The organism is Flammeovirga agarivorans (assembly GCF_012641475.1).
Taxonomy (GTDB): domain Bacteria; phylum Bacteroidota; class Bacteroidia; order Cytophagales; family Flammeovirgaceae; genus Flammeovirga; species Flammeovirga agarivorans.
In genome coordinates this window covers 529,830-548,728 of record NZ_JABAIL010000001.1, presented here as the reverse complement: position 1 = coordinate 548,728, position 18,899 = coordinate 529,830, and the positions used below count along the sequence as shown (strand labels likewise).

The window sequence follows — 18,899 nt, the reverse complement described above, 5'->3', positions numbered from 1 at the left end:
AGAAGGCAATAGCAATAATTCTTATGAGGGCAACGATAATATTATTATTTTCATAGTATAATCTTGAATCCACATGACGACAAATCAACAAAAGCTTCATCATTTACTTGAGTTTTGGAACAATATTTTTCAAGGCAAGATAAACGACCAACGTATTAGTTTTGATAATCACTTAGGAAAAGGTTTTCTGCAAGGATATCTATTCTCTGAAGAAATGTATGCTCTAGAATTTGATTTTCAACTAATAGAAGAAATAAAAGGAGACGGTACTACCTTAGTGGATGACAAAGGTTATATCAACTTTCTATTTGGTTTAACTAAGCCTAATTCTAACCAATTCATCACTTTAAACTTTTCTGAGTTTGTTGAATTAAAAGGTGTGATTTTAAGTAATGATGATAAACAAAAAATGAAATGGTTTCATCCGGCTCATATTCCTGTTAAAGCATTATTAGTAAAAATACATCCAGATGCCTTTTATAAACTTGTATCATTATCTCCTCCTCTAAAAGAAAAGCTAGAACAAGAGCAAACTTTCCATCTCTTTGACCATCTAGACAACCTGATGCTAGGAACACTTATTCGTGCTTTTGAGGTAAACGATCCTTTTTATAGAAATGAGTTAATCCATAATTGCGTTCAATATTTAATCACTTTGTCCTTGGCTCGTTTTTCTAAACAAGCAGAAAAAAAACAGGACTCCTCATTAAATATGCAAAGTCTATTTAAAGCGAGACAGATTATAATAGAGCAAAAAGGGAGTAATATCAACATCAATGATTTGGCGAAAGAATGTGGAATGAGTGTAAGCAGACTACGCTTATTATTTAAAACATTCTTTAAACAACCTATTTATAAATTTCAACAGGAAGTACGCTTGGAAGAAGCCAAACGGCTACTTAATGACCATTCCAAAACAATGTCCATGATTGCTATGGACCTAGGGTTTTCCAACTCCAGTCACTTTACTTCGGTATTTAAAAAGTACTTTGGGATCACACCAAAAGAGTATAAGAAAACAAAAACACCACAATAACAGGTACTGTGGTGTTCTAAGATATATCTTCTCTTAAGTAATGTAGATTACTCTTCTTTGTTTTCTACAATACCTTTTATTTCTTTTGGTTCTCCTTTATAATAAACATTTCCGTTTGTTGACTCCAAGTAGTCTGTAGCTTGTACCCATGCGGTACCACCACTTCCAACATAAGCATAAACTGTATTACCAATTACAGGATTTCCGACCTTCCAACCTTCTTCAGAAGCTTGCATATTGAAGTGCCCTCCATTGAAAGCTCTTATTTGTTGGTAAGTGGCCATTCCTTCAATATTAGCATTACCATTACTTGTTACATCAATCGCTAATTTTTCTGCATTTAGTTGATGAAATGATAATTGGCTACTACTACTGATATCCAAGTATAAGGTATCAATGTTGAATTCACTTTCGGCGTAAATATTTGTATCATCAATACCAGAAATAAAAAGTGATGGAGCTGAAGAAGTAAAACCTTCCGAAAAAGACAATTTACCTCTACTTGCAATACCTACCGAATCTAAATCTGGTAGCGATATGATAATATCCGTTTCGCCACTATTAGATCCGCTTACTTGCATTACTTTATCAAAATAAGACACTTGTAAATTAGGGTCTGCATTAGTCAATTCGTAATCAAAAGAATCACCATATTGGATAACAACATTGGCGTTCTGTATTCTTATTTTATGATATTTTGGAGCTTCATTACTGCTTTCATTGTTACAAGAAAACAATACCGCCAGGGATAATATTAGTAAAATTTGTTTCATTCAATGGATCGTTTATTTGATGAAACAATATGAGAATGAAATCAATAGGTAACAATGTTTATTAAAATCAATTAAGCAAAAGAATGATAAAATTTAGACAAAAAAAGACTGTAACAGAGTCAATATCCATTACAGTCTTTTTAGTATATCAAAAACGTTGATGTTATTTCAGTTCGATAATATATGCTGTCTTAGCAGGGATAGTCATCTTACCATCAAAAGTGATTGTTTTTCCTGAAATAATATCTTTACCAGAAGTCTTTCCTTTTAAAACTTCTTCGAAGCGTTTTACATCAAATGTCTGGTCTTCTTTATTGTTATTCAAGACTACAAAAACAGTTTGCTTGTCCGAGTAACGAGCATAAGCATAAACCTCATTAAAAGGCACCCAATGCTTTAATTTACCATTTTCAATTGCATCAGAACTTCTTCTCCACTGTAGGATTGTTCTCATATAGTTGAAATAGTCATTTTCTTCTTCCGATCTTCCTGCTTCAGTAAAGGCATCTCTTTTGTCACCTTCCCATCCTCCTGGAAAATCTTCTCTTAAATCACCATGGTCTCCACCTTTTGACATTAGGATTTCTGTACCATAGAAAATTTGAGGAATACCTCTTGTAGTTAATAAAAATGCTGTAGCTAATTTCATGTTTTCTACATCTTTTTTGAAAACACCAAATGCTCTATCTACATCATGATTATCTAAGAAAATTTTGTTTTGGCTTGCATCATCATATAAGAAATCTTCTGTCAAAGTTTTGTAGATTTCTGTGATACTCCAATCATTTCTCCAAGTTCTATTAACGGCGTCCCATACAGGAAAATCAGAAATTGACTTTAATGTAGTAACGAAACCGTCGTTATTTTTACCACCGGCTTTCCAATAAGATTCCCAAGTTGCACCTGGTAACCAAGTTTCACCAACGATATAAAAGTCAGGGTATTCATTCAATACATATGAAACCCATTCAGACATCATTTCCTTCTTATTGTATGGGTAAGTATCCATACGAATACCATCAATACCTGCATACTCAATCCACCATACAGAAGCTTGCATTAAGTATTTAGCTAAGTATGGATTATCTTGATTTAAGTCAGGCATATGACCATCAAACCAACCATTAGACATGATCTTTTTGTCATAATCAGATGCATTAGGATCTGATAAAGCCTCTCCTTTATAGTTTGTTTTCGTGAACTCTTCCCATTGGTGAATCCAGTCTTCTGATGGAAGATCTTTCATCCAAAGGTGACCGTTACCAATATGGTTAAATACCAAGTCCATCACTACTTTCATGTCTTTAGAGTGGGCTTGAGTAACCATGTTTTTGTACTCTGCATTTGAACCATGGCGTGCATCTGCATGGTAGAAGTCTGTGATTGCGTACCCATGGTATGACCAACCCGGTTGATTATTCTCCAAGAATGGAGTTAACCATACTGTTGTCACACCCAAGTCATTTAGGTAATCTAACTTAGAAGTAACACCAGCGATATCGCCACCATGTCTTCCACCGCGATCACTTCTATCTGCTTTTTGAACTAATGATTCTTGAGAGTCATTATCTGGGTTTCCATTTACAAATCGATCGGGCATAATCAAATACATCACATCAGACTGGTTAAGCCCTTGAGCTTTTGTTTCTGAATTTCTTGCCTTTAACTCGAAATTGTAAACCGTTTTCTTTTTTCCTTCAGTAAATGTTATTGGGTAAGAACCTGCTTTAGCATCTTTGATATCTAAATCAATAAATACATAATTAGGGTTATCCAGAGAATTTACAGCTTTAATACTGATTCCCTCACCTTCGATTGTTGCTTTTGCTGCTGCAATGTTTTCACCATGAACAGTTAACATTACAGTGCTTGATTTCATTCCAGCCCACCAGAATGCGGGTTCTACTAGATCTACAACGGGTTTCTTTGCTTTTTTAACGACAGAGGTTTTCTCGGGTAGGTTTACTTCATGATCTGCAACAGAGACTGTAGAAGCCATCAAAACGGCAGATAACAAAGCCACACCTGTTTTTAATAATTTCATATGTTTTGATAAGTGATAATCAATTCGTTGATAACAAACTTAAACGGTTTGCTGTGGAATAAAAAACGCTCAAGAAACGAAACCGATTGCAATTGTTTATTTTTTTACATTTTCATGTAATTTTTCATCATTACTAATAGGTTCTTATTATCTTAGAAAGTCTAAACGAAATGGAACTTCATGAACAATCGTAACTATTTATATTTTTTCATCTTCAGTATTCTTAAGATATTTTCATCTCCATTATTTGCACAAGATATTCCTGTTAATTCTTGGCGTGCACACCTAAATTACTCAAATGCACATTCAGTAGCAATAGCAGATAATGAAGTTTTTTCTGCATCGACAAATGCTTTATTTTCATATGAAAAGGAAAGTGGTATCATCTCTACGATCACAAAAGATGATGGTCTTAGTGATACAAATATTCTTACTCTTGGTTATGCCGCTCCGACAGACCAATTAGTTGTTCTCTATAGCAATGGTAATATTGATTTCATCACAGAAAGTGAAATTGTAAACATGAGAACATTACTTAATTCAAATTATCCTGATAAGGTTTTCTATGGATTAAGAATGGAACAACAGTTTATGTATGTATGTGCCTCTTTTGGGGTAGTTAAGATCAATACAACTGATTATGTCATCGAAGAAACATATGATTTTATCGGTCAAAACGGAAGCGAAAATGCTGTCTATGATATTAGTTTCTCGGAAGATTCAATTTATATAGCCTCAGCCGAAGGGATTAAAAGAGTAGCCGATGATGAAGATACAAATAAGCAAGATTTTAATAATTGGGAAACGGTTGTCAGCTCATCCCCTAATAACATAACGACCCTACTATATACTGAAGATGGTTTATATTTCACAGATCTTGCCGATAGTCAAGTAAAGAAAAGAACTTATTCTTCTACTCAAGTAATTTTAGATTTTGATAGTGATGTCTATTTATTAGACTTATGGGGGGAAAACATTACACTTCCAACCTCAAATAATATCAAGGTGATCGACGCCAATGACAATGTATCTACATGGGAAGATGAAAAGTCTCCTTCTCCACGTCAAATCCTAGATGATGAAGACAATATTGCTTGGATTGCAGATGAGATAAACGGTTTGGTGAGGGTAAATAACAATACCATAGAAAGTTATGCTCCCGCCGGTCCCCTTTACCCTACAGCTCATGAAATCATTCATGCTGAAGATCAAATATTTTTAACGCCAGCTGAAGATAACAATCTAAGTGTTGGTAGTTTTTCTGTTTTTAATGACGGACAGTGGACGAACTATACTTCTCTAGAACGTTCTAATGCAGAAGAAATTCCGCAAACAGCTCCAATGTTAGGGTTAGCTTTTATGCCAGCAGAAAGAAAAGTGTATTTTGCTACACAAGGTGATGGTATTATGACATTCCATATTGATGATCATACAACAGAAATTATCAAAGACCCTTTTCTTGTTGAGGGACGTACTGAGGCTGTCATCAATAGTTTAGCCATAGATCAATGGGGAAATTTATGGACAACAACACAAGGATGGCTACATTTTAGAGATCCTGCGGGTGAGTGGCAACACTTTAGAGATAGTAATATCAGTAGTGCTGCCGTACAAATGGAAAATTCATTACAAGGTGATGTATGGATGATATTAGGTAATCAACGACTACTTACTTTTAAGGATGGCGACTCAAGGTTTTTAGATACAGATCAAACCAATGGTGGCTTACCAAGCAATACCACTTTGAGCCTTAGTTTAGATAATAATGGAAGCATGTGGATCGGAACAGATGATGGTACAGCAGAGTATTTTGGTACATCACCTACTGAAGTTGGAGAATTTTCAGTATCACTACCTCGATACGATGGTTTCCCATTATTGAAAGGTGAAAAAGTACAGGCCATTGCTATCGATGGAGGTAATCGTAAATGGTTAGGAACCGGCAGAGGCCTATGGTTATTTAGTAGTGATGGAGGAAGATTGTATCAACAATTTACCACCGATAACTCTCCATTACTTTCTAATAATATTATTACCATGGATATTCAACCAGTGAGTGGTGAATTATTTATTGGAACACAAGAAGGCATTATTTCTTACCGATCAGATGCTACAACAAGTTCAGGAAAGTTTGAAAATGTAAAGGTATTTCCAAGTCCAGTAAGACCCGAATATCAAGGAGTGCTTACTATTTCCGGTTTGGTTACTGATGCTAGTGTAAAAATCACTGATACTGCTGGTAATTTAGTTTGGGATGGTCAATCATTTGGAGGAAGTACTTCTTGGAATCTCAGGCTTAATAACGGTCAAAAGCCTGCAACAGGTATCTATTTTATATTCTCCACAGATAATGATGGAAATGAAAAATATGTCGGTAAGTTTGCCATTGTCAGATAAGAAAAAAGCTCAAGGAATTACGGTAATTCCTTGAGCTTTTTTTATATCATTTTGTTAGAAATCACAGGAAACAAAATCCTTACTTGAAACCTTTAATTCCTCAATATTATAAGTAGGGAAATTATCAAAACTCCCTAACATCGGTTTACAATCTATCCACCTCATGCCTTTTGATACATCTACGTATGTACCTTCATTGGTTTCAGTATTATAATTCCATCCAGATTTCAAGTATTCTTTCGATGAAATAATATACCCTTCGAAGAAACCACCCGAATGATAAATCATTAGAGTATCTCCACCTTGTGATTCTAATACTTTATCAAAGTTTCCTCCAATCGGTTCTACATCCTTATTACAGCTAAAGATCAATAAGCTTATTGGTAGTAATGCTAATAACTTTTTCATTCTTAAGTGATTTAGTACATATCTACAAATCAATAAGATATAGTCTAGAAAATAAATAGAAGGATGGTTAATATGGATTAACAATGATAGAATTTAAACTATTTTTTGAAAATAAATACCAATAAAAAAATAAACCACTCCATTTCTGAAGTGGTTCAATAATATTTAAACAACCCTATTAATTATTCTATTTTATTCTGAAACAGGCTCAGCTACTGGAGTTGGTGTATTTCCATAATCTCCATCTATTTCAGGTGTATTACCAAAATCGTCATCTACTGCTGGAGTATTTCCGTAAATGGGATCTACTGGTTCGGAAGTAATTACATCTCCACCATCAGAACAACTTGTTAAAGTAAATGTAGATGTAATCATTAATGCTACTGCAACTATAATACGATTGAATGTTGAACTTTTCATTTTTGTAATGTTAAATTAGACTTTTATTTCATTGTTTACATTACAAAGGTGGACATTAAACATTTACTATAAATTGATCTAAGATAAGAAAAGTAATAGGACTGAAATCTCACTTAGTTCAAGTTTAAAAGCTGTTGAGTGAACGTTTTTTCTAATATCATCGAATTTAGACCGTAAGCATCATTCTGAGCGATATATAAATCTGCTAATATATCTACCTCACCATTATGAACTTCTGTAAATAGAATTCTTTTGATAATAGCAATAATCTGTTTTTTTTGCTCTTGAGCATTAATCCCGTCATTTGAAGTGGAATCTAAACGTATTTGATCTTTTAATTCGTCTGAATATCTCTTGTATTCTGAGCGAAGAAATGCTCGTTCCGTTTTAGTTATAGATGTCTTCATTTTTAATTTATTTAGTTTCTAAGATGTTTAGTTTGATTATTTTGATGATGATAGAAGTTTTCATCTCTATACATAGTACAACATAGCTGTTATTCAGTTAGATCATCATTAATTGACCTATTTTGATATACGCCGTTACCTTGTATTGGTTTTACTGAATTCAGGTCATAGAATTCCTTGATGAGGTCAAAAAATAAGAGTAAACACCTTAATAGAGTACAAAAAACTCCATAGTATGCCTAATCCGAGAAAGGTTTTAGTATGATCATTTTATTATTTGATACCATACTTTAAGAAATAATAATTATTGAAGTACCCAGTATTTCAGCTTCAATGTGATTCCCTAGAAATTTAAGTTTTCCCTAAACATTTATTGTCTTTGATTAGTCCATAGCATAGTCTAATTTAGTTCCATGGGAAATTTAAATGATGAAAAAAGTATAGATACAACATCTACTACTGATAAAAATAAATCAACTAAAAAGGTGAGAATGTGTTATCCTTACCTAAAAGAGACAAGTTTTAAATGTGACTATGAAATTGAAACGGATTCACTAGCCAGTCATATTGGATATGCTTATTCTAAAGCTTCTAAATATCCAGAAATGTTGAAAGAATTAACTTGGCTTTGCGAGATGGCATATCATGTAAATGGTTCTATTAGAGGAAATGTTGCCGTTACAGAAAGTGACGTAGATAGAGCTATAGCTATACATGATAAATACCAAGCCTTAGTAAAAGAAGAGACAAAAATGTTTAGTCTTCCAATAGGATGTGAACTTGCAGGAATTCTAAATTTATGCCGATCAAAAAGTAAAAACTCTACCCGATGGGCTTATAAGATAGCTAAATTTGAAGATGTAAAAGTTGACAAGCTTATTACAGATCTTTTAAATACAATGGCTGATATTTTCTTTGTGATGTCAGTATTTGCAAACAAAATGGAAAACATAGAAACCATTGAATTTGTCTCAAAAAGTTATGATGTAAAGTTCTTTGATTAACATATCTAGCAATTATCCAAAGGAAGATTATACATATCGATATGGATGCCTTCTTTGCCTCAATTGAACAACGAGATTTTCCACATTTAAGAGGAAAGCCTGTGGCTGTTGGAGGTAGTAGAGAAAGAGGTGTTGTTGCTGCCGCAAGTTATGAAGCTAGAAAATTTGGGGTAAGATCTGCTATGCCTTCAGCTTTAGCTTACAGAAAATGCCCGCAGATTATCTTTACCAAATCTAGATTTAATGTTTATCGAGAAGTGTCTTTTCAAATTAGAAAAATCTTCTTTGAATATACAGACTTAGTTGAGCCTCTATCTTTGGATGAAGCCTATTTAGATGTTACTGAGAATAAAAAAGGTATCTCTTCTGCCATCCAAATAGCAAAAGAAATAAGAGCAAAAATCAACGATACACTTAACCTTACCGCGAGTGCCGGTGTTTCTTACAATAAATTTCTGGCGAAGACCGCATCTGACATCAACAAACCTGATGGGTTATCAGTCATTCTTCCAGAGGAAGCTACCGCTTTTTTAGAGCAACTACCTATTGAAAGATTCTATGGTATTGGAAGTGTTACTGCCGAAAAAATGAAAAAGTTGGGTATCTATAAAGGCAAAGACCTAAAAGAATGGCCTATATCTCACCTAAATGATAATTTTGGTAAAACGGGAAAGTTCTATTATCACATCGTTAGAGGTATCGATAATAGAAAAGTTAAACCACATAGAGAAAGAAAATCTATTGGGGCAGAAAGAACGTTTTCAAAAGATATTGCAAATGTTGAAAAAATGAAATCCCATCTTATTAATGTTGCTGACATCTTATGGCAAAGAATAATCAAAGGTAACAAGAGAGGAAAAACCCTAACTGTAAAAATCAAACAACATGATTTCGAAACGCATACGAAAAGTAAGACATTTCTTAAGAGTATTGTTTCAAAAGAGTTTTTAGTAGAGGAAGCAATTTATCTTTTAGAAGCTCTTAATCCCCAATCGTTAAACATCCGATTGCTAGGAATAAGTGTTAGCAACTTAAGTGAAATTGATGAAGATGATGATATTGATAACAGCACCCATCAATTAGAATTGTGGTAACTTATCCTAGGTAGTAACCTACCATTAAGAAAGCTAGAAAATAGCCGAATAATAGTCCAATTAATAAACCTAAACCAAATGAACTATTGCCAAGTATGAACTTTTTTAGTTGGTGAACCATAAGCCCTGAAAAATAATTATGTCGTGATTCATTTACATATGTTAAAACAAATTTAATAAATACAATATTTACTTTGAAATTTACATTCATTTAATTTTATTTAATTTTGTTAATGAACTGATATTCATTGAATAATTATTCACAACATTCCATACATCGGCTATTTTGATAGATGAAGAAAACATGACAAAATCGTTCATAATCTTCATTTTCTTGCTAAGAACACATAGTAATGGTACTTTTATTATAAGCTTAGGTTAAGTATTACATTAAATATTATACTTCGAAAATTCCCTATGAATAAAAACAACTATTTTTTTCTATTACTATTCTTTTTATTTAGTCTACCCACTTTTGGACAAAACTTAGCAGGTCCTTGGAAAGGGACACTAGAACTACCAAATGGTAAGCTAGATATCATCTTTAAGATATCTGCTCAAGGAAATAATTTAAAAGGAATTATGGACATACCTGCACAGCAAGTAAAAGGTGTTCCAATACATGAAATCAGATACGAATCGCCGTTCTTATTTATCAAGCTTCCAAACCTAGGAATAGAATATGTAGGCAATGTTATAGACGACGAAAATATTGAAGGAACGTTTAAACAAGGAGGACAATCTTTTAAAATGCCACTAATAAAAAGTTTAAAAGAAGAAACTCCTGAAGCTAAACCACAAGAACCTCGTCCACCTTTTACATACCTCTCTAGAAATATAGAGTTTTATAATAAAAAAGATGGAATCATGTTGTCTGGTACCTTCACTCGTCCATTTGATGTAAAGAGATACCCAACAGTCATTTTAATTTCGGGAAGTGGACCTCAAGACAGAAATCAAAATATTTTAGGTCACAAACCCTTTTTAGTATTAGCAGACGAATTCACTAAAAAAGGAATAGCAGTATTAAGGTTTGATGACCGAGGCGTAGGTGGTTCTCAAGGTACTTTTGAAAATGCAACGACTTCTGACTTTGCTACAGATGTGGAAGCGGCTATTGAGTACTTATTACTTAGAAATGATGTAGACCCTACACACATTGGATTAATAGGTCACAGTGAAGGTGGTATTGTTGCATCCATGGTGGCTAGCAAAAATGATAAAGTTAATTTTATGGTATTAATGGCTTCCCCTGGAATTCCTTGTAAAGACCTAATGCTTCATCAAAAGGAAAAAATTGAAATAATAAGTGGTTTACCTAAAAATATTGTTGCTTCCAATCAGAAAATCTTTGACAAAGCATACGATATGATACTCAATAATGAAGTTCCACTTCAAGATAAATTATCGGATTTCTTTAAACATCAGTATCACAATAATATCAGTGATCAACAAGTAAATTCAATAGTTAAAAGCATTACAAACCCTTGGTTTATCGAGTTTATTAAAACTAATCCCGAAAATTATTTATCGAAAGTAAAAGCTCCTGTCTATGCTTTAAATGGCAGTAAGGATCTTCAGGTATTTGCAGATGAGAATCTAGAAGGTATTGAGAACAGTCTAAAAAAAGCAGGTAATGTGCGCTATAAAATGGAAAAGCTTGAGGGCTTAAATCATTTATTCCAAGAATGTGAAACTGGATTGCCTAATGAGTATGGAGTATTAAATCAAACACTTTCCCCAACATTTATGAACAAGGTAAGTGAATGGATTTTAGAAGAAGTAAAAACGAAAAAATAAAATTAAGTAGTTAATATTTTAAGTGCTTCTATTTTATCTTTATTCAGTTGTTCTATTAAGGCGTCTACTCCATCAAATTTCATTTCGGATCTGATTCGATGAATTAAAGAAACATTGACACTTTTGGAGTAGATGTCTTCATTAAAATCAAAAATATTAACTTCAATTGTTTTCTGTACTCCCTCAGTTACTGTCGGTCGTTTTCCAATATTCATCATACCGTTATACTTTTTACCCTCTATGAAAATATTCACAGCATAGACACCAATTTTTGGTAAAAGCTTAAACGAATCTGCTAATGAAATATTGGCCGTTGGAAAGCCGATTTTACGTCCTATCTTATTACCATCAACTACAGAACCTTCGAAAGAATAATGATAGCCTAAATATTTTTCAGCTGTTTCAACATCTCCTTCTTCTAATAATGCATTTCTAATCGCTGTAGAACTTACGGCAGCATTCTCAATTTCCTGCTTTGTTATTTCTTCTACTTCAAAGCCAAAATCTTTTTGATTTGCCTTTAAATAATCAAAGCCGCCTTCTCTGTTTTTTCCGAAACGGTGATCATACCCAATAACCAATTTTGTTGTATTGATTTTCTCGATAAGAATCTTTCTAACAAAGTCCATAGAAGACATTTGTGAGAAGTTTTTATCAAATTTCAAAACGATGAGATGATCAATATTTTCCTTTTCTAAAAGAGCAATTTTCTCTTCTAAATTAGTGATGAGCTTGAGGCTTTTCCTTGCTTCTTCAGGCTGTAATGTAAACCTCGGGTGAGGCCAAAAAGTGATCAATACGGTTTCGGAATTATCTTCCTGAGCAGTTTTTCTGAGGTGCGATAAAATCTGTTGATGCCCATAATGTACACCATCAAATGTTCCGCTGGTTACAGTAGCTCTTTTTAGAGGTTGAAAATTATCAATACCGTAATGTACTTTCATTATTAGTTGTTAAATAAGTAGGAGCATGTCTGAAGTTGATCAAACATGCTCCAAATATAATATCTATTCAAGCAAAAATGAATTACTTTTCACCTTCTGCTTCTTTCTTTTCTCTCCAATTTTGGATTACTTCAATCCATTCGTCTACAGACTTGGCATCTTCTACAGAATATTCCCCTATTTTGGTTCTACGAAGTGCAGACATGTATGCTCCAACACCCAATTCTTTACCAAAATCTCTCACGAAACTTCTCACATATGTTCCTTTTGAACATACCATTCTGAACTGAATTCTAGGAAAATCAATATTGGTTATTTCTAACTCTTTGATCTCAATTTCTCTTGGATCTATCTTTACTTCTTTTCCTTTTCTAGCATGTTTGTAAACTCTTACACCATCTACTTTAATAGCAGAGTGCATGGGAGGTACTTGCATGATTTTTCCAGTAAACTTTGGTAGTAAGTTATAGATATCGTCTTCAGTGATATGAGAGATATCTGCTTCACTGTCTACTTCAGTTTCTAAATCATGCGAAGGAGTAGTTTGACCAATGACCATCTCCCCTTCATATTCTTTTATTTTACCCTGAATCTGATCTATGGTTTTAGTACTCTTTCCTGTACATAAAATTAACAGACCTGTCGCCAAAGGATCTAAAGTGCCAGCATGACCCACTTTTTTCACTTTCATTTCCCAACGCAACTTCTTCACTACCCCAAATGAGGTCCATTCAAGTGGTTTGTCTACCAATACTGTTTCACCAGCAGCAAAATCAAAATCTTTCATGATCAGATTTAACAGTTAATATTAATTCATTAATGAATAGATGATGGCAATAGACCCTACTAATGCACACCAAATAGAAAAATATTGCAACTTAGATTTCTTTACTAGAGCAATCATCCATTGGCAAGCTAACATGCCTGATAAAAATGCTGCAATAAATCCAGCTCCAATGATTGTCGGTTCTAAACCTAATTGAAATGTACCTTCAGCAATTTCATGTCTAGCATCTAATAAGTCTTTTGCAATTTTACCGAATATTAATGGTACTACCATTAAGAAAGAGAATCTTGCAGACTTTTCTCTATCAATACCTAAAAGTACTGAAGTAGAGATCGTTGCTCCTGATCTAGAAATACCAGGAAGAATAGCAATAGCTTGAGCAATACCTACAATAATGGCTTCTTTATACCCAACACTTTTACTTGTATTTTTTGCTTTGTCTGCTAGTAAAAGTAATACTGCTGTTACCAACAACATACAACCTACTAAAAGAACTGCTCCTCCAAAAAAAGCTTCGATTTGATCATCTAAGAATACACCTACAAATGCTGCAGGTATCATAGATAATACAATCTTTACAGAAAACTCAGTCTCTTCATTCCATTTAAATTGAAAAAGACCTTTTAGAATATCTCCAATATCTTTTCTAAAAATGACACATGTAGATAATGCAGTAGCAAAATGTAGCATTACAGTCATCATCATACTTTCTTCTGCTCCAAGATCTTGGTTTCCGAATATTGCTTTTGCTAATTCTAAGTGACCACTACTACTTACGGGCAAAAACTCCGTTAGGCCTTGGATAATTCCCAAGACAATTGCTTCAAAGATATTCATGTTTTAGCTATAGGATAATATAATTAAGTTGTTGATTAATCTTCTGTAGTAGTTTTAGGAGACTTAAGTAGAATAGCATAAAAGTTAATACCAAACCCTGTCATAATTACAATAGGACCAACTGTTAAGCCTAATGCACCAAAGCCCATTGGACTATCTTCTAATGACATGATAAAGAAACCAACAGCAATAGTAATGATGCCGATTAACATCCACATATAGTTCTTTTTACCGAAAGCCAAATGCTCTTTTTTGTTACTCATTTTATCTTCTTTTAAGTACAATTCAATTTACAAAGTTAAACGCTTCTACAGGATATGAAAAAATACTGCGGAATTTTAAGTTAAAGTCTCTGAAAAAGGAGCTGGCTCTATTAAAACCACCTTTTCTTTATCCACAACTACTAATCCTGCTGGATCTCCTTTTCGCTTACGTACAAATTTTTTAGGAGTATAAATCACAGGACAAAGCGTATCTGTTTTTCTTTGAGAATAATATGCTGCGATTGAAGCTGCTTTTTCAATTACATCTACCGGGAAGTTGGGCTGTTTTGATTTCCACTTCACCACAACATGAGATCCTGCCACATCTCTTGCATGTAACCACAAGTCTCTTTTATGTGCAAAACGTTGAGTTAGTAAATCATTATTTACGGCATTTTTACCCACCCAAATTTCAAATCCTTTGTATTCAAATTTTCTAAATGGGAAAACTGGCTCATTCTTTTGAAGCTTTTGAAGGTTATTTGTTTTGATGTATTTACGAATTTCGCGCACCATCTCTAAATCATTCAAGGCATCTCTATGCTTTTTCAGCTCTTCCATTTCTCCTTCTTTCTGCTGAATATTTGCCTCAAGATTTTTTACCTCAAGCTTCTGGTTTTTGGCTTTACGATAATACGTCTCAGCATTTTTCTGAGGAGTCAGTGTTTCATTCAGCTTTACAGAAATTTCTTCATCTTTATAAAAGTCAAAGAGTTTCACCTTTTTTGTCCTTGGAGGAATTGCATGAAGATTAGCCATAATAATATTGGCAATTTCTTCAAACCTGGCATTTTCAGTTAATTCTTCATACCTGGCGTAATTCTTCTTCAAGTACCCTTTAGATTGTTTTAATCTTTTATCAATCTCTTTGATTAAAGGACCTTTTTCTCTTTCAACAAAGTAGCGTTTTGAAAAACGGAAATAAAATTCATTTGCGGCTTCAATTGGATCTGATGTTTCAAATAAAGTTGTAGCATCGTCTAATTTAAATAGAAGAAACTGTACTTGATCGTCTTTTTCTTCGACATAATAATTAGGTTGTTCCAACTTATTTAACATCGAAGACAACAAGTTCCATTGAGCTTCTTGATCCTGTACCTCAAAACCTTTTGTATCTAAATATCCTTGCACTTCCCTACCTAGAGTAGGAAAACTACCTCTCAATCCATTTTCAAAAAATCCTTCTTTTGTTTGATTCAATTCTCTATCCAAAGAAGAGATATCCATGTTCTGATCTTCAATATGTCTTTTCTGAAAAACAGCATGTACTTCTCCTTCATGAGTTAATAGAATATTTGATCTGTTACCATACATTTTAAACAACAACCCCCATCCTGATGTCAGCTGAATTAGGAATGCTCTTTCGTTTTCATATTGTATAATATCAGTCACTTCTTCATCAATAGCATCTTTAAAAAGATCTATACTATTTACTTTCTTTCTCTGATAATCAAGAGGAAACGTAAGTAGATTAAAATTTGGAATTAATGAAGCTCTGATCCATTGTTCTCGACCACCTTTATAAAAGCCAATCATCAATTCGTCTTTACTTTGGCTAAAACAAGCCCCTAAAGTCATCCCCACTAAACGTTCTTTTAACGAACGACTGAGTTGTCTTAAAAAATAATAGTTGTTGAACATGATATTTCAAGAATAAATAAGACCACGAAAATAATTAAAATTGAGGTGTTATCTATAATATTAGATTCCTTTATGTTTCTTTTTTCTTTTCGGAGGTTGATAAGGTAATTCCATCAAATCAGGTTGTCCTGCATCTACCCAGCAAGTAAACCATAGGTTTGCAATCCTTTGTATAGCTAAACTCATTCTATGCGAAACCATTTCCCCGACTGCTTCATGATATAACAAAGCATATTCATCAGTAGGTAAAAGTTGAAGACTTGCCCCTCTTCTTCTCAAAACTAATTTACTCTGATTAGGCAACAGTTGTGAAATACGTTTTTCCTCAGATAACACCACCTTTACTAAATCATGAGATTCATTCATCACACTCCATAAGGTATCCATAAAATGTGTGACGTATTCTGGTTCATGTGTTTGCAAACTGTATTCATCATAATACCTCTCAGGTAAAACTGTTTCCCAAAAGGCATGAATTCCCAATTGGTTAGTTAGTTGACCATTATAATTTTCAGTAGTGTGTAATGGAACATGTAGATCTGCATAGTAATGTCCTACTTCAGCAGCATACTTAATAACTTTATAGGGATCTTTTTCTTGAAACGCCTTTGTCAACATCTGCTTATACATAAAGATATTCCAAGGCGAAGTTCCTCTTTTCAATAAAGTATCATTAGAATACTTGATTAATGCATCATCAAAATAAATAGGAGTTTGTTTAAACATTGAATCATAAAGCTCAACATCTATATAATGTTTTGCTCCTTCCTCATCTAACAACCTTCTCCTTTGATCAGGGCGTATCGCCCCTTTTTGAATATCAGTAATATGAGTTTTGAAAAACAGAAACAATTCATCAGGTAATAACATAGTAGCTTGACTGTTAATTGTTTGATGACCAAAAAATCCCCAAAAGAGAGAATTAATAAACAAAATAAACATAAATCGTAAAGCAGTTAATTCATATATAAACAGCTAAAAATCAAACAAATAACTCACCAAACTTTAATATTTATATGACTTTACAAATAATTTTGTTTAACTGTTTTTGAAATTTATTAAACAAAATATTGCCTTGAATCATTTTTTACCTTAAATTTGTTTTAACAACAATACAATAAAGTTAAACAAAACACCACTTTAACATTTTTCAATCATGACAGTTATAGAATTCAATCACAAACTACAGTATTTGATACCAGCTCTAGAGCCATTTGCAATCAAATTGACTAAAGACTCAGCAAATGCAAAAGACCTTATTCAAGAAACTATGCTGAAAGCATTCTCGAATAAGGACAAGTTTATGGCAGGTACAAACATGAAAGCGTGGGTATTTACGATTATGAGAAACACGTTCTTAACGAACTACCAAAAATCAGCTCGTCAAAAAACTTTTATCGACACATCAGACAACTTACATTTCATCAATAGCACTAATGTAAAGCATGAAAATTCTGCTTACTCAAAATTTGCAATGGATGACATCAACGAGGCAATTGAAAATCTTGATGACACATACAGTGAGCCATTTATGATGTACTTTAGAGGTTTTAAATACCACGAGATCTCAGATCGTTTAAGTATTCCAATTGGTACTGTAAAAAACAGAATCTTTTTAGCGAGAAAAGAGTTAAAACAAGTTTTGTCTATTTACGCTGACAAATATTAGTTAGCAGCCCGAGAAAAAGTATTACAAAGAAAGTTTTTGATGTACTTTTGCGGTATGATGGAAGAAACATTATACAATCTCGGAACAACGGCGTTTTCTGGAGCAATGAAACTTGCTTCCTATTTACATCCAAAAGCCAAATTATTTGTCGAAGGAAGAAAAAATTTATTAGAAAAAGTTGAATCTGATTTCGCAAATAACAACAGTACGGTCGCATGGTTTCACTGTGCATCCCTAGGCGAATTTGAGCAAGGCCGTCCTGTTATTGAAGAATATAAGACACAATTTCCAACTCATAAAGTCGTATTGACTTTCTTCTCACCAAGTGGGTATGAAGTACAAAAAGATTACGATAGCGCTGATTTTATATATTATCTACCACTCGACAAACCACAGAATACCAAAAGGTTTGTTGATGCTATTCAACCAAAAATAGCCTTCTTTGTCAAATACGAATTTTGGCACAATTACTTAAAAGCGCTTAAAGCTATAAATGCAACTGTAGTATCCTTCTCGACAATATTCAGAAAAGATCAAGCTTTCTTTAAAAATAAAGATGGGTTTCAACAAAATATGTTGAAGCAATTTGATTACTTCTTCACACAAGATCAAAATTCTTATGACCTTCTATCTTCTATTAACATTGATAATAAAGAGGTTGCAGGTGATACTAGATTTGATAGGGTAGCTGAGATTTGTAATCATCCAAAACAAATACCATTAGCTGAACAATTCTCTAAAGACGCTACTACTTTAGTTGTAGGAAGCAGTTGGCCTAGAGATATTGAAGCATTACGCCTTGTCGCATCTGAATTGGAGGATATAAAAATTATCGTTGCCCCGCATGAAATTTCAGATAAAAAAATTAATCACATAAAAGATACTTTTTCTACTAGAAAAGCTATTCTTTTTTCTGAAGCAACCGAACAAAACATAATTGACAAAAACCTATTCATTATTGACAATGTAGGTATGCTGTCTTCTCTTTACCAATTTGCTGATTTTGCCTTTGTAGGAGGTGCTTTTAAAGAAGGACTTCATAATATTCTTGAACCAGCTACATTTGGGATTCCTATCGTTATTGGTAAAGAATTCAAGAAGTTTAATGAAGCTATTGAATTAGTAAAACGTAAAGGCACATTCAGTATTACAGACGTAAACTCCTGTCTATCAATATTCAACAAACTAAACTCTGATCTTGAGTTCAGAAAAAAATCAGGTAAAATCACAAAAGGTTATGTACAAGAAAACCTAGGAAGTACTGAAAAAATCATCACATACTGTAAAAAACAACTTCAGTAATTATTTAATTCCTATTATGTTTGTTATAAATTCAGTTTAACACAATATTTTTGTATTTTAATTAGGAGGAAAA

Annotated in this window: 18 protein-coding genes; 7 read left to right on the top strand and 11 right to left on the bottom strand. The window is 33.3% G+C overall.

Annotated elements, in window-relative coordinates:
• Positions 1 to 73 precede the first annotated feature (73 nt).
• A complete protein-coding gene (locus HGP29_RS02305; protein WP_168880697.1) occupies positions 74 to 1,036 on the top strand; it encodes a helix-turn-helix transcriptional regulator in 963 nt (320 codons plus the stop codon).
• 47 nt (positions 1,037 to 1,083) lie between these two features.
• Here the strand turns inward: HGP29_RS02305 and HGP29_RS02300 are convergent, their stop codons facing one another.
• Entirely contained in the window at positions 1,084 to 1,809 is a 726-nt protein-coding gene (locus HGP29_RS02300; RefSeq protein WP_168880696.1) for a GIN domain-containing protein, read from the bottom strand.
• Positions 1,810 to 1,972: 163 nt separating this feature from the next.
• Positions 1,973 to 3,853, bottom strand: coding sequence for a glycoside hydrolase family 13 protein (locus HGP29_RS02295; protein ID WP_168880695.1), 1,881 nt, complete (start codon positions 3,851 to 3,853; stop codon positions 1,973 to 1,975).
• Positions 3,854 to 4,033: 180 nt separating this feature from the next.
• On the opposite strand from HGP29_RS02295, the gene porZ reads away from it, so the two are divergent.
• Positions 4,034 to 6,250, top strand: a complete 2,217-nt coding sequence (porZ, locus tag HGP29_RS02290) for a type IX secretion system anionic LPS delivery protein PorZ (RefSeq protein ID WP_168880694.1) — start codon at positions 4,034 to 4,036, stop codon at positions 6,248 to 6,250.
• 54 nt (positions 6,251 to 6,304) lie between these two features.
• Here the strand turns inward: porZ and HGP29_RS02285 are convergent, their stop codons facing one another.
• The 3 genes from HGP29_RS02285 to HGP29_RS02275 all read right to left on the bottom strand — a co-directional run bounded on the left by HGP29_RS02285 (position 6,305) and on the right by HGP29_RS02275 (position 7,485).
• Positions 6,305 to 6,658, bottom strand: a complete 354-nt coding sequence (locus HGP29_RS02285) for a hypothetical protein (protein ID WP_168880693.1) — start codon at positions 6,656 to 6,658, stop codon at positions 6,305 to 6,307.
• A 192-nt stretch (positions 6,659 to 6,850) separates the two neighbouring features.
• Entirely contained in the window at positions 6,851 to 7,078 is a 228-nt protein-coding gene (locus tag HGP29_RS02280; protein WP_168880692.1) for a hypothetical protein, read from the bottom strand.
• 113 nt (positions 7,079 to 7,191) lie between these two features.
• Entirely contained in the window at positions 7,192 to 7,485 is a 294-nt protein-coding gene (locus tag HGP29_RS02275) for a hypothetical protein (protein ID WP_168880691.1), read from the bottom strand.
• A 413-nt stretch (positions 7,486 to 7,898) separates the two neighbouring features.
• On the opposite strand from HGP29_RS02275, the gene HGP29_RS02270 reads away from it, so the two are divergent.
• The 3 genes from HGP29_RS02270 (at position 7,899) to HGP29_RS02260 (ending at position 11,383) form a co-directional block, all read left to right on the top strand.
• Positions 7,899 to 8,489, top strand: a complete 591-nt coding sequence (locus HGP29_RS02270; RefSeq protein ID WP_168880690.1) for a hypothetical protein — start codon at positions 7,899 to 7,901, stop codon at positions 8,487 to 8,489.
• 41 nt (positions 8,490 to 8,530) lie between these two features.
• Positions 8,531 to 9,583, top strand: coding sequence for a DNA polymerase IV (gene dinB, locus HGP29_RS02265; protein WP_211093176.1), 1,053 nt, complete (start codon positions 8,531 to 8,533; stop codon positions 9,581 to 9,583).
• A gap of 417 nt (positions 9,584 to 10,000) precedes the next feature.
• Positions 10,001 to 11,383, top strand: a complete 1,383-nt coding sequence (locus tag HGP29_RS02260) for an alpha/beta hydrolase family protein (RefSeq protein WP_168880689.1) — start codon at positions 10,001 to 10,003, stop codon at positions 11,381 to 11,383.
• Positions 11,384 to 11,385: 2 nt separating this feature from the next.
• Here the strand turns inward: HGP29_RS02260 and HGP29_RS02255 are convergent, their stop codons facing one another.
• From HGP29_RS02255 to HGP29_RS02230, 6 genes are all read right to left on the bottom strand, one after another.
• A complete protein-coding gene (locus HGP29_RS02255; protein ID WP_168880688.1) occupies positions 11,386 to 12,327 on the bottom strand; it encodes a bifunctional riboflavin kinase/FAD synthetase in 942 nt (313 codons plus the stop codon).
• 82 nt (positions 12,328 to 12,409) lie between these two features.
• Positions 12,410 to 13,114, bottom strand: a complete 705-nt coding sequence (gene truB, locus HGP29_RS02250) for a tRNA pseudouridine(55) synthase TruB (RefSeq protein ID WP_168880687.1) — start codon at positions 13,112 to 13,114, stop codon at positions 12,410 to 12,412.
• A gap of 21 nt (positions 13,115 to 13,135) precedes the next feature.
• On the bottom strand, positions 13,136 to 13,951 hold the full coding sequence (locus tag HGP29_RS02245; RefSeq protein WP_168880686.1) for an undecaprenyl-diphosphate phosphatase: 816 nt from the start codon (positions 13,949 to 13,951) through the stop codon (positions 13,136 to 13,138).
• A 35-nt stretch (positions 13,952 to 13,986) separates the two neighbouring features.
• Positions 13,987 to 14,214 carry a DUF3098 domain-containing protein gene (locus tag HGP29_RS02240; protein WP_168880685.1) on the bottom strand — a complete coding sequence of 76 codons (228 nt, stop codon included), beginning with the start codon at positions 14,212 to 14,214 and terminating at the stop codon, positions 13,987 to 13,989.
• A 75-nt stretch (positions 14,215 to 14,289) separates the two neighbouring features.
• Complete coding sequence (locus HGP29_RS02235) at positions 14,290 to 15,855, bottom strand: NFACT RNA binding domain-containing protein (protein WP_168880684.1); 1,566 nt, start codon at positions 15,853 to 15,855, stop codon at positions 14,290 to 14,292.
• A gap of 60 nt (positions 15,856 to 15,915) precedes the next feature.
• Entirely contained in the window at positions 15,916 to 16,797 is an 882-nt protein-coding gene (locus HGP29_RS02230) for a zinc dependent phospholipase C family protein (RefSeq protein WP_168880683.1), read from the bottom strand.
• A 214-nt stretch (positions 16,798 to 17,011) separates the two neighbouring features.
• On the opposite strand from HGP29_RS02230, the gene HGP29_RS02225 reads away from it, so the two are divergent.
• Together HGP29_RS02225 and HGP29_RS02220 are read left to right on the top strand one after the other, a co-directional pair.
• Positions 17,012 to 17,524, top strand: a complete 513-nt coding sequence (locus HGP29_RS02225) for a sigma-70 family RNA polymerase sigma factor (protein WP_168880682.1) — start codon at positions 17,012 to 17,014, stop codon at positions 17,522 to 17,524.
• Positions 17,525 to 17,578: 54 nt separating this feature from the next.
• Positions 17,579 to 18,826, top strand: a complete 1,248-nt coding sequence (locus HGP29_RS02220; protein WP_211093175.1) for a 3-deoxy-D-manno-octulosonic acid transferase — start codon at positions 17,579 to 17,581, stop codon at positions 18,824 to 18,826.
• The last annotated feature ends 73 nt before the right edge of the window (positions 18,827 to 18,899 follow it).

Coding starts and splice junctions, on each gene's coding strand:
- HGP29_RS02305 (WP_168880697.1), top strand. CDS start 74: ATGACGACAAATCAACAAAAGCTTCATCATTTACTTGAGTTTTGGAAC.
- HGP29_RS02300 (WP_168880696.1), bottom strand. CDS start 1,809: ATGAAACAAATTTTACTAATATTATCCCTGGCGGTATTGTTTTCTTGT.
- HGP29_RS02295 (WP_168880695.1), bottom strand. CDS start 3,853: ATGAAATTATTAAAAACAGGTGTGGCTTTGTTATCTGCCGTTTTGATG.
- porZ (WP_168880694.1), top strand. CDS start 4,034: ATGAACAATCGTAACTATTTATATTTTTTCATCTTCAGTATTCTTAAG.
- HGP29_RS02285 (WP_168880693.1), bottom strand. CDS start 6,658: ATGAAAAAGTTATTAGCATTACTACCAATAAGCTTATTGATCTTTAGC.
- HGP29_RS02280 (WP_168880692.1), bottom strand. CDS start 7,078: ATGAAAAGTTCAACATTCAATCGTATTATAGTTGCAGTAGCATTAATG.
- HGP29_RS02275 (WP_168880691.1), bottom strand. CDS start 7,485: ATGAAGACATCTATAACTAAAACGGAACGAGCATTTCTTCGCTCAGAA.
- HGP29_RS02270 (WP_168880690.1), top strand. CDS start 7,899: ATGGGAAATTTAAATGATGAAAAAAGTATAGATACAACATCTACTACT.
- dinB (WP_211093176.1), top strand. CDS start 8,531: ATGGATGCCTTCTTTGCCTCAATTGAACAACGAGATTTTCCACATTTA.
- HGP29_RS02260 (WP_168880689.1), top strand. CDS start 10,001: ATGAATAAAAACAACTATTTTTTTCTATTACTATTCTTTTTATTTAGT.
- HGP29_RS02255 (WP_168880688.1), bottom strand. CDS start 12,327: ATGAAAGTACATTACGGTATTGATAATTTTCAACCTCTAAAAAGAGCT.
- truB (WP_168880687.1), bottom strand. CDS start 13,114: ATGAAAGATTTTGATTTTGCTGCTGGTGAAACAGTATTGGTAGACAAA.
- HGP29_RS02245 (WP_168880686.1), bottom strand. CDS start 13,951: ATGAATATCTTTGAAGCAATTGTCTTGGGAATTATCCAAGGCCTAACG.
- HGP29_RS02240 (WP_168880685.1), bottom strand. CDS start 14,214: ATGAGTAACAAAAAAGAGCATTTGGCTTTCGGTAAAAAGAACTATATG.
- HGP29_RS02235 (WP_168880684.1), bottom strand. CDS start 15,855: ATGTTCAACAACTATTATTTTTTAAGACAACTCAGTCGTTCGTTAAAA.
- HGP29_RS02230 (WP_168880683.1), bottom strand. CDS start 16,797: ATGTTTATTTTGTTTATTAATTCTCTCTTTTGGGGATTTTTTGGTCAT.
- HGP29_RS02225 (WP_168880682.1), top strand. CDS start 17,012: ATGACAGTTATAGAATTCAATCACAAACTACAGTATTTGATACCAGCT.
- HGP29_RS02220 (WP_211093175.1), top strand. CDS start 17,579: ATGATGGAAGAAACATTATACAATCTCGGAACAACGGCGTTTTCTGGA.